Genomic DNA, 14,240 nt, shown 5'->3' on the forward strand with positions numbered 1-14,240 from the left:
CCGTCGACACCGCAAATTAGCCGGTACGGTCGGGCAGGGGCCCGGGTTGCCCCGCACCGGCAGCCACGCGGCATCGACAGATCCGGAACGCAAGACGCCGCGGCAAGCCATGCCGCGGCGTCCTTTTGTCGGGCTCCCGTTTCCGGGTCGCGAGGCCTCAGCGCTGCTCGATGTCCTTGTAGTCGCGCGCCGTGCTGCCGAGATAAAGCTGGCGCGGGCGGCCGATCTTGTTCTGCGGATCGTTCAGCATTTCTTTCCACTGGCTGACCCAGCCGACAGTGCGCGACAGCGCGAAGATCGGCGTGAACAGCGACGTGGGAAAGCCCATCGCCTCGAGGATGATCCCGGAATAGAAATCCACGTTCGGGAACAGCTTCTTCTCGGTGAAGTAGGGATCGGCCAGCGCGGCCTGCTCCAACGCCTTGGCGGTGGCGAGCACGGGGTTGTTCTCGATCCCCATGAGGTCCAGCACCTCGTCGGCGGACTGCTTCATCACCTTGGCGCGCGGATCGAAGTTCTTGTAGACCCGGTGGCCGAAACCCATCAGGCGGAACGGATCGTCCTTGTCCTTGGCGCGGGCAATGTATTCGGGAATATTCTCGGGGCTGCCGATCTCTTTCAGCATCTCGAGGCAGGCCTGGTTCGCACCGCCATGGGCCGGACCCCAGAGGCAGGCAACACCGGCGGCGATGCAGGCGAACGGGTTGGCCCCCGAACTGGACGCCAGCCGCACCGTCGAGGTCGAGGCGTTCTGCTCGTGATCCGCGTGCAGGGTGAAGATGCGGTCCATGGCGCGGGCGAGGATCGGATCGACGACGTAGTCCTCGGCCGGAACCGCAAAGCACATGTGCAGGAAGTTCGCCGCATAGGACAGATCGTTGCGCGGATAAACGAACGGCTGACCGACCGAATACTTGTAGGCCCAGGCGGTGATCGTCGGCATCTTGGCGATCAGCCGGTGCGATGCGATCTCGCGCTGGCGCGGATCGGCGATATCGGTGCTGTCGTGATAGAAGGCCGACATCGCGCCGACGACACCGACCATGATCGCCATCGGATGCGCGTCGCGACGGAAGCCGCGGAAGAAGTTGACCATCTGCTCGTGCAGCATGGTGTGGCGGGTGATCGTCGTCTCGAAGTCTTCCAGTTCGGCGGCAGAGGGCAGTTCGCCGTACAGCAGCAGGTAGCAGACCTCGAGGTAGTGCGACTTCGACGCCAGTTGATCGATCGGATAGCCGCGGTGCAGAAGCTCGCCCTTGTCGCCGTCGATGAAGGTGATGGTCGAGTCGCAGCTTGCGGTGGACGTGAATCCCGGATCGTAGGTAAACACACCGGCCTGATTGTATAGCTTGCGGATATCGACCACATCCGGACCGGCGGTCGGTGAATAAACCGGCAGGTCCCACGATTTGCCATCAATCGTGAGTGTTGCGGTCTTTGAGCTTTCTGCCATGCGGTCATCCCTTCTTGTCATTCCCTGCCGCGCCGCCAAACCGGCACGTACCTGTTCACTGGGCCCACGCGTGGGCCCGGGGCCGCGATGGGGTCTTACCCGCCGACCTGTCCCGCCTGTTCCATCCGGAGGATCGTCTCCGCGCGGCCCAGAACCAGCATCATGTCAAACACGCTGGGTGTGACAGCACGACCGGCAAGAGCCGCTCTCAGTGGTCCCGCCAGCTTGCCGAATTTGATGCCGTGTGCGTCTGCGACAGCATTTGCAGCTGCCTCAAGCGCGTCCCTCGACCAGCTAACATCTTGCAGTTGCCGCGTCAATTCTCGCAGTATACCACGGGATACATCATCCAGCGACGCGGCGGCCTTCGGGTCCGGAACGACCGGCGTCTCCGTCAGAATAAAGTGCCCTTTTTCAAGAAGTTCCGGCAAGGTTTTCGCGCGATCCTTGAGGCAAAACATGGCCCGAGAAAGACCATCTTTTTGCGTCGCATTCAAGGGAATGTTGCCCGAGGCGGCCAGATACGCCTCAATTTCCCGCAGCAGTGCCGCATCCTTCATCACGGCGATGTGCTGCCCGCAGACGCTTTGCAGTTTCTTGAAGTCGAGCCGTGCGGGGGATTTGCCGATTCCCGCCAGATCGAACCACGCCAGCGCCTGCTCGTCGGTGAAGAATTCGGCGTCCCCGTGGCTCCAGCCCAGCCGGGCCAGGTAGTTGCGCATGCCCGGTGCGGGGTAGCCCATCGCCTGGTATTCCTCGAGCCCGACGGCGCCATGCCGCTTCGACAGCTTCTTGCCGTCCGGTCCATGAATGAGCGGGATATGCGCATAGACCGGCAGATCCCAGCCCATCGCGCTGTAGATGCCCATCTGGCGGGCCGCGTTGTTGAGGTGATCGTCGCCGCGGATCACATGGGTGACGCCCATGTCGTGATCGTCGACCACCACCGCCAGCATGTAGACCGGCGTGCCGTCGGACCGCAGCAGGATCATGTCGTCAAGCTGGTCGTTGCCGATGCGGACCGCACCCTGCACCGCGTCCTCGATCACGGTCTCGCCGGTTTCTGGCGTGCGCAGCCGGATGGCGTAGGGCGCGGCTTCGGGATGCGCCGCGGGATCGGCGTCGCGCCAGGGCGACCGGAACAGGGTCGAACGGCCCTCGGCGCGCGCGGCGTCCCGGAAGGTCTCGATCTCGGCCTGGGTCGAGAAGCATTTGTAGGCGGCACCCTTGGCCAGCAACGCCTCGGCAACTTCCACGTGACGCGGGGCGCGTTCGGCCTGACTGACAACCGCGCCGTCATGATCGAGCCCCAGCCAGTCGAGACCCTTGAGGATCGCGGCGGTCGCGGCCTCGGTTGACCGCGCGCGGTCGGTATCCTCGATCCGCAAGAGGAACCTGCCGCCGCGACCCCGCGCATAAAGCCAGTTGAACAGTGCCGTGCGGGCGCCGCCGATATGCAGATATCCGGTGGGCGACGGGGCGAAACGGGTGACGATCTCTTGGGACATGGGAGGGGCGTTAACCTTTCGATAACCAAGGGCGCGCAAGATGTTGCGGACCCATACCCACGAGGGGCCGAAAGGACAAGCATGCGCCGCTTCTGGGCCGTGACGGAAGGATGGCTGGCGGGGCAGACGGGGGCGCTGTTTCCATGGCTCGCCGTGCTGTTCGCGGCGGGCGTCGGCGGCTATTTCGCGCTGCCGGTCGAACCGCCGCCCTGGGCGCTGGCGGTGCTGATGGCGACGGGTGTGGCGGGGTGTCTCTGGTCGCAGCGGCTCGGGCTCCTGGCGGCGGCGCTGCTTCTGCTCGTGGCGGTGCCGGGGCTCGGTCTGTCGCTGGCGGGACTGCGCGCGCATCTGGTCGCCACCCCGCTGGTCGAGGGGCGCTATTACGGACCCATCCAGGGGCGCATCCTGCGGCTCGACCGGTCGGCGTCGGACAAGCCGCGGCTGACGCTCGACCAGGTGGTGCTGCCCTGGACCGCGCCATCGCGCGCCCCGCGCCGTATTCGTGTTTCGTTGCATGGCGATCAGCGCTGGCTCGATCCGCGCCCGGGCAGCGTGGTGATCCTGACCGGGCATCTGTCGGCGGCCCAGGGTCCGGTCGAACCCGGCGGCTTCGACTTCCGCCGCCACGCCTGGTTTCAGAGCCTGGGGGCCGTCGGCTATACCCGCACACCGGTGCTGACCCTGCGCGCGGCAGACGGCGCGCTGCCGGTGGCCCGGCTGCGGCACGCGCTGGCCGCCCGCATCCGCGACGCCCTGGGCGGGGATCGTGGTGCGGTGGCCGCCGCGATCCTGACCGGCGACCGCAGCGGCATCACGCCCGCGACCCTGACGGCGCTGCGGCAATCGAACCTGGCGCATCTGCTGGCGATCTCGGGCCTGCACATGGGACTGCTGGCCGGGCTCGTCTTTGCCAGCCTGCGGCTTGGCCTGCTGGTCGTGCCGGGCATCGGATTGCGGTGGCCGGTCAAGAAGATCGCCGCCCTCGGCGCAATTCTGGCGGCAGCCGGATACCTGCTGCTGTCGGGCGGAAACGTGGCCACCCAGCGGGCCTTCATCATGGTCGCGGTGATGCTGTTCGCCATCGTTCTCGACCGTCGCGCGCTGTCGCTGCGATCCGTGGCGATGGCGGCGCTGGTGGTACTGATCCTGACCCCCGAAGCGCTTCTGTCCCCGGGCTTCCAGATGTCCTTTGCCGCCACCACCGCGCTTGTCGCGGCCTTTGCCGCCTGGCGCAATCGCGGCTTCGAGGGCCGCCTGCCCACATGGGCGCGCGGGGCCGCCGCGGTGGTCCTGTCCTCGGCGGTGGCAGGCGCGGCGACGGCGCCCTTCTCGATGGCGCATTTCAACCAGATTGCGCATTTCGGCCTGTTGGCGAACCTCATGGCGGTGCCGCTGATGGGCATCCTGGTCATGCCCGCCGGTCTGCTGGCGCTCGCGGCAATGCCATTCGGACTTGAGGCCGCCCCCTTGTGGGCGATGGGCCTCGGGCTCGACTGGATACTGGGTGTGGCGCAGACGGTGTTCGACTGGCCCGGTGCCGTCGGTCAGATCAAGGCGCCGCCCACCGTGGTTCTGCCGCTGATCGCTGTCGCCGGGCTGGTCGTGGTCTTGTGGCAGGGGCGCGGGCGCCTCGTCGGGGTGCTGCCCGCGGTGCTGGCGATGGCGATCTGGGCCACCAGCGACCGGCCCTGGATGCTGATCGCGCGCGATGGCGGCCTTGTCGGCGTCATGACCGCCGAGGGACGCGCCCTGTCCAAGCCGAGCGGTGCCGGATTTGCGGCCCGGCTCTGGGTCGAAAACGATGGCGACGATGCTCCGCAGGACATCGCGGCGGCGCGATGGCCGCCATCCGGCGCGGGCGTGTATCACCTGTCACGCAAGTCCGACCTCAAGTCGTTTTCGGGCTGTGCCAAGGGTGACCTTGTCGTCAGCGTCTATCCTCTCGATATGCAGTTGCCCTGCCTGGTGATCGGACCGGATGTCCTGCAAGCGTCGGGCGCCCTTGCGGTCAGCAGGACGCCGGACGGATATCATCTGGATGCCGCGACCGCCCGGTCCGGCCACCGGTTGTGGACCGCAGAAGCCCCACGCCGACGCAAGAGGGACGTGGCAAGGAGTACGGGAGGTACATCAAAGTAGCAGCCAACGCCGGCCCGCATCTGACCCGCGATCTGCAGCGCCGGTCACACAAGCCGCCAGGATGCCCTGATCCGTCCTGCGCGGCACTCGGTCCGCGCGGCACCCGATCTATCCGGCCCGGCACAACCATCCGCCGGTGATCCGCCGGGGTCAGTAGGTCCGGATCAATCCGACCAGCCGCCCCTGCACCTTGACCGATCCCTTGGGCAGGATGCGCGGCTCATAGGCCGGGTTCGCCGCCTCGAGCACGATCATGTCGTCCTTGCGCTTGAACCGCTTGAGCGTTGCCTCATAGCCTTCGACCTGGGCGACCACGATATCGCCGTTCTGCGCATCGCCGGTTTCGCGAATGACAACCACGTCGCCATCGTTGATCCCGGCGTCGATCATCGAGTCGCCCTTGACCTCAAGCGCATAGTGCTTGCCAGCCCCCGACAGCATCTGCCCGGGCACCGCGATTTCCGGCGGCGAGTCGTTGATCGCCTCGATCGGCTGACCGGCAGCAATCCGGCCCAGGATCGGCAGTTCCGTCGCATGCAGTGCGGATACCGCCGTGGCACCGGCAGGCTGACTGCCTGCAGCGTCGCCCTCGATCACGCGTGGCTGAAATCCTGTCGTCGATGCGCCGCCCAGGCTTTCGGGCAGTTTGACGATCTCGATCGCACGGGCCCGATGGGCGAGCCGCCGGATGAACCCGCGCTCTTCCAGCGCCGTGATCAGGCGGTGGATACCGGACTTGGACCGCAGATCCAGCGCCTCTTTCATTTCATCAAAACTGGGCGGAACACCGTCGCGTTGCAGACGGCGGTTGATGAAATCCAGAAGATCGAGTTGTTTCTTGGTCAGCATACGGCCACATCCCTGCTTTTATCTGGTTTTGTTCTACCTGTGTTCGCGTTTTGTGTCAACCGTCTACCGAATCGGACATATTCGCTTGTCAACGCGGGGTCCTGCAGGAAATTGTCGAGAGGTCTCAATGACATCAGGCGACGAAGATACTCCGGTCATCGGCGTTGACGGCGGCGGGTCGCATTGTCGGCTGGCATTGCGCGTCGGTGCCGAGGTGATCGAGGTACACACGGAATCCTGTAATCTTTCCACGAATTTCTCATCTGGAATCAGTGAATTGAAGCGTGGAATTGATGCGTTGTCTCAAGCATCGGGCAGGGCGGTTTTGTCGATCCCGGCCTACTTCGCGCTGGCGGGCGTCGTCTCGGACGAGATCGCGGCGCGCGCCGAGGCGGCCTTGCCCATGCGGAACCTGCGCGTGCGCGAGGACCGATTGGCCGCGATACGGGGCGCGCTGGGTGCCGCAGACGGGGTCGTGCTGCATGCGGGCACGGGATCCTTCGTGGGCATCCAGCAGCGCGGCGCGACCCGTTTCGCGGGGGGATGGGGCGCGCGGCTGGGCGATGAAGGATCGGGCTTCTGGCTCGGTCGCGAAGTCTTGCGCCTGCGATTGGCCGTGGCCGAGGGGCGCGCCGAACCCGGCGCTTTGACCCGGTGGATCGACGCGGAGATCGGTGCCGCGGCCGAGGTCATACACTTCGCCGGAACGTCTTCCGTACGCGAGGTGGCGGCGCTTGCCCGGCGCGTGGTCGAATGCGCCCCGCACGACCCCGCAGCGGTTCGCATGCTGGTGAACTGTGCCGCGTATCTGTCTGACATTGCATGGGATATCGGCATGACCCCGGGCATGCCCGTCTGCCTGACCGGCGGTCTCGGACCACACCTGGCCCCGTATCTTGCCGCTGGCATCCAGGCCAACCTTCACAGGCCGAAGGGAACGCCGCTCGAGGGAGCGCTTTCCCTGGCCGAGGAATTGGAAAACGCGCGATGACCGGCACTTTGGCCTTTTCCAACGGGCACCTGTTCGACGGGCGCGATTTGCACGAAGATTGCATGCTAACCACATGCGAAGGAGTGATAAAATACGGGAAGTCGCCACAAGGGGCGGTCTCTGTGGACCTAGATGGCGATATCCTGGCACCGGGTTTTGTCGATCTGCAGGTCAATGGCGGCGGCGGCGTAAACCTGAACGATGATCCCAGCATCGAGACACTCAAGCGGATCGCCTCGGCCCATCGCGCGCTTGGCGCCACGACCATCCTGCCCACCCTGATCACCGACCGCCCCGAGCTTACCCGCGCCGCCATCGATGCTACTCTTGCTGCCGTCTCCGGGGGGGTGCCGGGGATCGCCGGACTTCATCTGGAAGGGCCGCACCTGTCGGTAGCGAAATGCGGCGCACACAATCCGGAACTGATCCGCCCGATGGAGGCTTGCGATCTGGCAGAGCTGATCGAGGCTGCCCGGAAATTGCCGCTTCTCAAGGTCACCGTTGCCCCGGAAAACGTTTCGCGTCAACAGGTTGCCGAGATGTCTGAAGCTGGAATCTTCGTGGCGCTCGGGCATACCGCCTGCGATGCAGCGACGGCAGTGGACTACATGGATGCGGGTGCGCGTGGCGTGACCCACCTGTTCAATGCAATGAGCCAGATGACTGCACGCGCACCCGGGCTGGTGGGGGCCGCATTGGCAAACGGTGCCTGGTGTGGCCTGATCGCCGATGGGGTACATGTCGATCCGGTCGCGATGAAGGTCGCGCTGATGGCCAATCCGAGGCTGTTCCTGGTCAGCGATGCGATGGCAGTGGCGGGCACCGACGCGACGGATTTCATGCTGGGAGATCGAAAAATACTGCGACAGAACGGGGAGTTGCGCCTCGAAGATCAGACATTGGCAGGGGCCGATCTGGACATGGCCCGCGCGGTGTCCGTGCTGATGACCACTTGCGGGCTGTCCTTGCCCGATGCGCTGTCGCGTGCAACGCGCTTGCCCGCAGAGGCGGCGGGCCTTGGTGGCGGGATCGGGGCACTTGCACCTGGGATGCCATTTCGCGCCGTGCGGTTGCGGCAGGAGGCCCGCGGCCTCCGCCTGATCGACGTCTACGGCTGACCCTACCGCAGGCTCTGCAGCAATGCCTGCGATGGGGTGCCGGTCACTGGCAGGCCGACGCTGGCCTGATAGGCGCGGATGGCGTCTTCGGTGCGGGATCCGATGACACCATCGGTGCCGCCAGTGTCGAAACCGCGTGCGGTCAGGCGCTCCTGCAGGCGTTTGCGATCGTCGACCGTCAAGCCGAAGCTGTCGGGCGGAAAGGCGGCGGACAAGGGCGGGGCACCCGCGATGCGCGACGCCAGGTAACCCACTCCGAGTGCGTAGTTTTCCGAGTTGTTATAGCGCAGGATCACGTCGAAATTCCGCGACACGAGAAAGGCCGGACCGCCGTCGCCCGAGGGTCTGAGCAGCGCCGCATCGCCTAGCGCGGGCAGCGCGCCACCGCGGGCGGGCGTCACCCCCAGCGACGCCCAGGCGGCAACGCCGCGCCGCGCGCCGCGACCCACCGGCAGACCGCCCGGGGCCTGCACCTCAAGGCCCCAGGGCCGCCCGCGCCGCCAGCCGCTGTCGGCGAGATAGGCCGCCGCCGACGCCAACGCGTCGGTTGCATCTTCCGACCAGATGTCGCGCCGTCCGTCGCCGCGAAAATCGACCGCATGGGCCTGATAGGTCGTCGGAATGAACTGCGTATGGCCCATCGCGCCTGCCCAGGACCCGGTAAGCTGCGCGGCGGTCGTATCGCCGCGTTCAAGTATGCGCAGCGCGGCCAGCAGTTGCGCCTCGAAGAAATCGCCGCGTCGCCCGTCAAAGGCTAGCGTCGCCGTCGCCGAGACCACCGGGATGTCGCCGCGCCGTTCGCCAAAGCGGCTTTCCACCCCCCAGATCGCACAGGTAATCGCGGCAGGAACACCGTAGCGCGCTTCAATCTCACCTAGCAAGCCACTGTTTTGGCGAAACTTTTCGCGACCGGTCGCAACGCGCGCATCGCCCGCGACGATGTTGAGGTAATCCTCGAAACTGCGCTTGAACTCGGTCTGGTTGCGGTCGCGTTCGACGACGCCGGGCAGGAACCCGGCGCCCTGGAACGCCCGGTCCAGGGCGCTGCGTGAAATGCCGCGTGCCTCTGCGCGAGGGCGGAAATTCGCGACCCAGGCGTCAAAGGCAGGGTTGGGCGTGGGACGCAGGCCCGGATCGACCGCCGCTGTCTGCGCCGGGGCCGTGCCGACGCCACCGCCACAGGCCGACAGAAGGGCGGTTGCCCCGAAGATAAAGGTTCGTCTCGAATGGGTCATGCTGCTCGGCTTTGCCTCTTTTGGGGTCTTGTGCTGCGCGCGACTGTGACCTGCGAGATGACCCTCCGCAAGAGCGTGCGTCGCGTTCGGCACAGGCGCGCTGACGGCGATTGTCCCCTTGTCGGCCTGCGCCGCGCTACTCAGGATCAGAACGCCTGGGCCGCCGCCACCGCGCGTTTCCAGGCGGCGTATTTCGTCTCGCGGACCTCGTCTGTCATATGCGGCTCGAACTTGCGGTCCAGTGCCCACATTTCGGCGAAACCGTCTTGGCCCGGGTAGATCCCGGCCTGCATTCCGGCCAGCCAGGCCGCGCCCATTGCCGTCGTCTCGAGCACGTCGGGGCGGTCCACATCGGCACCGATGATGTCGGCGAGGAACTGCATGGCGAAATCGGACGCGGACATGCCGCCATCGACGCGCAGGGTCGGCCCGGCGTCATCGCTTTGCCAGTCAGCGCGCATCGCATCGAGCAGGTCGCGGGTCTGGTAACCGACGCTTTCAAGCGCGGCCCGGGCGAATTCCTCGGGGCCGGAATTGCGTGTCAGCCCGAAGATCGCGCCCCGGCATTCAGCGTTCCAGTAAGGTGCGCCGAGGCCCGTAAATGCCGGTACCAGAACGACATTCTGCGTCTCATCGGCGCGTTCCGCCAACGGCTGCGTCTCTTTCGCCTCGCGGATGATCTTCAGCCCGTCGCGCAGCCACTGCACCACCGCACCGGCGATGAAGATCGACCCTTCGAGCGCATAGGTGGGCGTGCCGTCAAGCTGGTAGGCGATGGTGGTCAGCAGGCGGTTTTCCGACCGCACCGGCTCTGATCCGGTGTTCAGAAGCGCGAAACAGCCGGTCCCGTAGGTTGATTTCAGCATGCCCGGTTCAAAGCAGGCCTGACCGATGGTTGCGGCCTGCTGGTCGCCCGCCACGCCCAGGATCGGGATCTCGCGCCCGAACAACTCGCCGCTTGTGACACCGAAGTCGCCCGCGGAGTCGCGCACGTCGGGCAGCATCTCGGGGGGGATGTCCAGAAGCTTGCAGATCGAGGTCGACCAGCGACCCTTGCGGATGTCGTAGAGCATCGTCCGGCAGGCATTGGTGGCATCCGTGGCATGCACCTTTCCACCGGTGAGCTTCCAGATCAGAAAGCTGTCGACAGTGCCGAACAAGAGCTTTCCGGCGCGCGCGCGGCTGCGGTCGGGGTCGACCTCGTCGAGAATGAATTTCAGTTTGGTGGCCGAAAAATACGGGTCGAGCAGCAGACCGGTGCGGTCGGTGACCATGTCTTCGTGCCCGGCGGCCTTCAACTCCTGGCAATAGGCCGAGGTGCGGCGGTCCTGCCAGACGATGGCGCGGTGCACCGCTTTTCCGGTTTCGGGGTCCCAGACGATGGTCGTTTCGCGCTGGTTGGTGATGCCGATGGCGGCGATCTCTCGCGCATGGGTGCCGGCCTTTTCGATCACCCCGCGGCAGGTGGCGGCGGTCGAGGTCCAGAGATCGCCCGCCTCATGCTCGACCCAGCCCGAGGCCGGGTAATGCTGCTCGAATTCCTCCTGCGCCTGGGCCGCAACCTTCAGGTGTTCGTCGAAAAGAATGGCGCGGCTGGATGTGGTTCCCTGGTCGATGGCAAGAATATAGGTCACGGCATGCCTCCCTGTCTGGTCCCGGTTCGTTTTAACCGCTGGCCGCGCCTGTGAAAAGCCGCGTCGGTGCGGGCGGCAGGCCCGCCTGCGATCCGGCAGGCCGGACCGCGGACCGCGGGTCCGGGCAGGGGCGTCAGGTCGGGCTGGCGGAGGCGGGGCGCCAGAGCGCCACAAACAGGCTCAGCGCCGCCAGCGCGTCCATCGCCAGCACCAGCGCATGCAGCCAGAGCGGCACCGGCGGCACCCCCAGCGCCGCCGCCCGCGCGCCCATGGCCACGATCAGCGCCAGCATGACCAGCCAGCCGGTCCAGCGCATTCCGGCCAGCAGGATCAGCCCCGCCGCCAGGGCGAGCAGCGCCAGCCCGATCTCGGGCAAGCCCGCGAAATAGGCCGCCACCAGGTGAAACGCCGTGGCGACGATCAGCAGGCGACCGGCATGGGGCAGGGATCCGAAATTTGACATCGAGGGCCTCCGTCAGGCGAATTGAACGAACCGGTTGAACGGCATTTCGCGCAACCGCGTGCCGGTCGCGGCAAAGATCGCCCCGGCCAGCGCGGGTGCGGCGGGCGGCACCGGCGGCTCGCCGATACCGGTGACCCGGGTGCCGTTCTCGAGCCCGCGCACCATGATGGCGGGGGTCTGTCGTAGGCGCATCCCTTCGAAGGCGTGGAAATTGTCCTGCTCGGCGATGCCCCCGGCATAGGTGATCTCGCAGTTCATCGCGTGGCCGAGCCCCCAGATCACGCCGCCCTGCACCTGCGCTTCGAAATTGACCGGATCGACGACGCGGCCCACCTCTGCCGCGACCCAGACCTTTTCGATCCTGATCCCGGAGTCGGTCCGGGCGACCTCGATCACCTCGGCGCAATGGACGCCGAAGCTTCGGGTCAACGCGATCCCGCGCCCGCGCCCGTCCCCGAGATCGGGTCCGCTCCAGTCCGACATCTCGCCCACCGCTTCCAGCACCGCGCGGGCGAGCGGGTCATTCGCCAGCCGCAGCCGTTCCTGCAGGGGGTCGGCCCCGGCGGCGTGGATCAGCTCATCAAGGGCGGCATTGTAGAAGAACCCGTTCGACGACGCGCCCACCGAGCGCCAGGATGAAATCGGCGCAAGCGGCGCGGCGCGGTAGCCGGTCACGCGGTGGTGCGGAATGGCAAAGGGCTGGTCCCAGGCCCCGGCGACGATCTGGCTGTCGGGGCCGGGCACCGGCTGGTTCTGCCGCGCCATCTGCGAGGCCATCACCGACGGCATCGCGATCCCGAGGTCCAGAGCCGCGACCTGGTTGTCCTGCACCGTGCCGCGCAGCCGCGCCTTGGCGATCTGGCGCGGGAAATCGTGGATCATGTCCTCTTCGCGTTGGTAGGTCAGCTTGACCGGCGTGCCCCGCATCTGCACCGCGATCTCGGTCGCCTGCTTGACGACCTCGTCCTCCAGGCGGTGGCCGAAGCTGCCGCCGATCATCTGCGCATGCACCACGACCCGGTCGGGCGCGATCCCGGCAATGCGGGCCACGTTGGCCTGCACGAAGCGCGGGATCTGCGTTCCGGTCCAGACCTCGGCCGCATCGGCATCGACCCGGACGATGGCGTTGACCGGCTCAAGCGGCGCATGGGCCAGGTAGGGCGCGCGGTATTCCGCCTCGATCACCGTGTCTGCCCCCGCAAGGGCCGCGCCGACGTCGCCGTCGTCGCGTTTGCGGCTGTCCAGCGCCGCGTCGGTGAAGGCCGCATCAAGCGCCTGCCAATGCGCGTCCATGTCGGGCGGGAAGTCCGGCGGCCCCCATTGGGCCTGCAACGCCGCGCGGGCCTGGAACGCCCGCCAGGTGTTGTCGGCGACGATGCCCAGCCCGCCGGTGATCGGCACGATGCTGCTGACGCCGCGCAGTTTCAGCGCCTCGGCGGTGTCGAAGCTGTCCAGCGCACCGCCCTGGGCGGGGTTCATCAGGACCGTTGCATGCACCATGCCCGGCACCGCAACGTCGATGCCATACATCTGCGTGCCGGTGGATTTTGCCGCAATATCAAGCCGCTGCATGGGTTTCCCAATGTAGCGCCACTGCGCGGGGTCGCGCAGCGGCACGTCCTGTACCGGCGCGCGCCCGGCCACATCGGGCGCCAGCGCCTCATAGGACAGCTGCGTGCCGTCGGCGGCGATGACGTGGCCCGCTTCGGTCGTCAGCGTCTCGACCGCCACGCCCAGCCGGTCCGCCGCCGCAGCTTTCAGCGTTTCGCGCGCCGAGGCCCCCGCCGCGCGCAGTTTGACAAAGCCGTCGGGCACCGTGGTCGAGCCGCCGGTGATCTGCAGCCCGATCAGCTTCATCACCGTATTGACCGCGCCGGTGGCCGCATCCCGGGCGATCCCGGCCGAGGGCACCATGAACTCCGCCGCCTCGGCCCCGAGCGCGGTGTTCCAATAGGCCGCATCGGGCGGGCCGGGATCGACGCGGATCGCATCGAGGTCGACGTCCAGTTCTTCCGCGATCAGGGCGGCCTGAACGTGATAGACCCCCTGGCCGGAATCGGCGCGCGGGGTGATCAGCGTCACGCCCTCGGCATCGATGCGCACATAGGGCGTCAGCGCCGCTTGCCCCGCGCCAAGCCCCACCTCGAGCGGGTTGTCGAAGGGCCTGCGGGCGGCATAGACCCCGAAGGCCACGCCACCGGCGATGGCGACAGAGCCGACAAGGACGGCGCGGCGGGTGATCGTGCGGGCACGGCTCATCTCAGACCTCCTGCAGGCGTTTGGCGGCATCGTGGATCGCGGCGCGGATGCGGGGATAGGTGCCGCAGCGGCAGAGGTTGCCGCTCATGGCGTCGTCGATCTGGGCGTCGGTCGGATCGGGCATCTCGGCCAGAAGCGACGCGGCCTGCATGATCTGGCCGGACTGGCAGTAGCCGCATTGCGCCACCTGATGCGCGATCCAGGCGGCCTGCACCGCGTGCAGCGCGTCCGGTTGGCCCAGCCCCTCGATGGTGGTGACCACGGCCCCGTCGGCATCCGCGGCCCAGACCTGGCAGGATCGCACCGCGACGCCGTCCAGATGCACGGTGCAGGCCCCGCAAAGCGCTGCACCGCAGCCGTATTTCACGCCGGTGATGCCCAATTCGTCGCGCAGCACCCAGAGCAGCGGCATGTCGTCCTCGACATCCACCTCGTGTTTCGACCCGTTGACTGTCAGTTGCATGAGCGCCGCCCCTTATCGCTGCCGTTGCCTGCACGGTAGCAAGCCCCGCGCGGGCGTGCATCCTTCAGGTCGACCTCCACGGGTCCGGTGACGCTACGTCTTCGGTGCCGCACCTGCCGCCTTGCAAT

11 protein-coding genes are annotated in these 14,240 nt (G+C 66.9%); 3 read left to right on the top strand and 8 right to left on the bottom strand.

Annotated elements, in window-relative coordinates:
* Positions 1 to 157: 157 nt before the first annotated feature.
* Positions 158 to 1,453, bottom strand: coding sequence for a citrate synthase (gene gltA / locus ACXYMN_RS12685; protein WP_459014053.1), 1,296 nt, complete (start codon positions 1,451 to 1,453; stop codon positions 158 to 160).
* A gap of 95 nt (positions 1,454 to 1,548) precedes the next feature.
* A complete protein-coding gene (gene gltX / locus ACXYMN_RS12690; protein WP_459014054.1) occupies positions 1,549 to 2,961 on the bottom strand; it encodes a glutamate--tRNA ligase in 1,413 nt (470 codons plus the stop codon).
* A gap of 81 nt (positions 2,962 to 3,042) precedes the next feature.
* On the opposite strand from gltX, the gene ACXYMN_RS12695 reads away from it, so the two are divergent.
* Positions 3,043 to 5,100, top strand: coding sequence for a ComEC/Rec2 family competence protein (locus ACXYMN_RS12695; RefSeq protein WP_459014056.1), 2,058 nt, complete (start codon positions 3,043 to 3,045; stop codon positions 5,098 to 5,100).
* A 150-nt stretch (positions 5,101 to 5,250) separates the two neighbouring features.
* On the opposite strand, the gene lexA is transcribed toward ACXYMN_RS12695, so the two are convergent.
* Positions 5,251 to 5,949, bottom strand: a complete 699-nt coding sequence (lexA, locus tag ACXYMN_RS12700; RefSeq protein ID WP_459014057.1) for a transcriptional repressor LexA — start codon at positions 5,947 to 5,949, stop codon at positions 5,251 to 5,253.
* Positions 5,950 to 6,076: 127 nt separating this feature from the next.
* Between lexA and ACXYMN_RS12705 the strand changes: the two genes are divergently transcribed.
* Both ACXYMN_RS12705 and nagA read left to right on the top strand, forming a co-directional pair.
* Positions 6,077 to 6,940: a glucosamine kinase nucleotide-binding domain-containing protein gene (locus ACXYMN_RS12705; protein ID WP_459014058.1), complete on the top strand. Its 864-nt coding sequence runs from the start codon at positions 6,077 to 6,079 to the stop codon at positions 6,938 to 6,940.
* A 62-nt stretch (positions 6,941 to 7,002) separates the two neighbouring features.
* Positions 7,003 to 8,058: an N-acetylglucosamine-6-phosphate deacetylase gene (nagA, locus tag ACXYMN_RS12710; protein WP_459014059.1), complete on the top strand. Its 1,056-nt coding sequence runs from the start codon at positions 7,003 to 7,005 to the stop codon at positions 8,056 to 8,058.
* A 2-nt stretch (positions 8,059 to 8,060) separates the two neighbouring features.
* Here the strand turns inward: nagA and ACXYMN_RS12715 are convergent, their stop codons facing one another.
* The 5 genes from ACXYMN_RS12715 to ACXYMN_RS12735 all read right to left on the bottom strand — a co-directional run bounded on the left by ACXYMN_RS12715 (position 8,061) and on the right by ACXYMN_RS12735 (position 14,112).
* Positions 8,061 to 9,293, bottom strand: a complete 1,233-nt coding sequence (locus tag ACXYMN_RS12715; RefSeq protein ID WP_459014060.1) for a lytic murein transglycosylase — start codon at positions 9,291 to 9,293, stop codon at positions 8,061 to 8,063.
* A 146-nt stretch (positions 9,294 to 9,439) separates the two neighbouring features.
* Entirely contained in the window at positions 9,440 to 10,927 is a 1,488-nt protein-coding gene (gene glpK / locus ACXYMN_RS12720; RefSeq protein WP_459014062.1) for a glycerol kinase GlpK, read from the bottom strand.
* A gap of 133 nt (positions 10,928 to 11,060) precedes the next feature.
* On the bottom strand, positions 11,061 to 11,390 hold the full coding sequence (locus ACXYMN_RS12725; RefSeq protein WP_459014063.1) for a hypothetical protein: 330 nt from the start codon (positions 11,388 to 11,390) through the stop codon (positions 11,061 to 11,063).
* A gap of 12 nt (positions 11,391 to 11,402) precedes the next feature.
* Positions 11,403 to 13,649, bottom strand: coding sequence for a xanthine dehydrogenase family protein molybdopterin-binding subunit (locus ACXYMN_RS12730; RefSeq protein ID WP_459014064.1), 2,247 nt, complete (start codon positions 13,647 to 13,649; stop codon positions 11,403 to 11,405).
* 1 nt (position 13,650) lies between these two features.
* Positions 13,651 to 14,112 (bottom strand): (2Fe-2S)-binding protein, encoded by a 462-nt coding sequence (locus ACXYMN_RS12735; RefSeq protein ID WP_459014065.1) that lies wholly within the window; start codon positions 14,110 to 14,112, stop codon positions 13,651 to 13,653.
* Positions 14,113 to 14,240 lie beyond the last annotated feature (128 nt).

The sequence above is a fragment of the Roseivivax sp. CAU 1753 genome (genome assembly GCF_054482575.1).

Bases quoted from the DNA above. Each gene is read 5' to 3' on its own strand.
- gltA (WP_459014053.1), bottom strand. From the start codon at position 1,453: ATGGCAGAAAGCTCAAAGACCGCAACACTCACGATTGATGGCAAATCG.
- gltX (WP_459014054.1), bottom strand. From the start codon at position 2,961: ATGTCCCAAGAGATCGTCACCCGTTTCGCCCCGTCGCCCACCGGATAT.
- ACXYMN_RS12695 (WP_459014056.1), top strand. From the start codon at position 3,043: ATGCGCCGCTTCTGGGCCGTGACGGAAGGATGGCTGGCGGGGCAGACG.
- lexA (WP_459014057.1), bottom strand. From the start codon at position 5,949: ATGCTGACCAAGAAACAACTCGATCTTCTGGATTTCATCAACCGCCGT.
- ACXYMN_RS12705 (WP_459014058.1), top strand. From the start codon at position 6,077: ATGACATCAGGCGACGAAGATACTCCGGTCATCGGCGTTGACGGCGGC.
- nagA (WP_459014059.1), top strand. From the start codon at position 7,003: ATGCTAACCACATGCGAAGGAGTGATAAAATACGGGAAGTCGCCACAA.
- ACXYMN_RS12715 (WP_459014060.1), bottom strand. From the start codon at position 9,293: ATGACCCATTCGAGACGAACCTTTATCTTCGGGGCAACCGCCCTTCTG.
- ACXYMN_RS12725 (WP_459014063.1), bottom strand. From the start codon at position 11,390: ATGTCAAATTTCGGATCCCTGCCCCATGCCGGTCGCCTGCTGATCGTC.
- ACXYMN_RS12730 (WP_459014064.1), bottom strand. From the start codon at position 13,649: ATGAGCCGTGCCCGCACGATCACCCGCCGCGCCGTCCTTGTCGGCTCT.
- ACXYMN_RS12735 (WP_459014065.1), bottom strand. From the start codon at position 14,112: ATGCAACTGACAGTCAACGGGTCGAAACACGAGGTGGATGTCGAGGAC.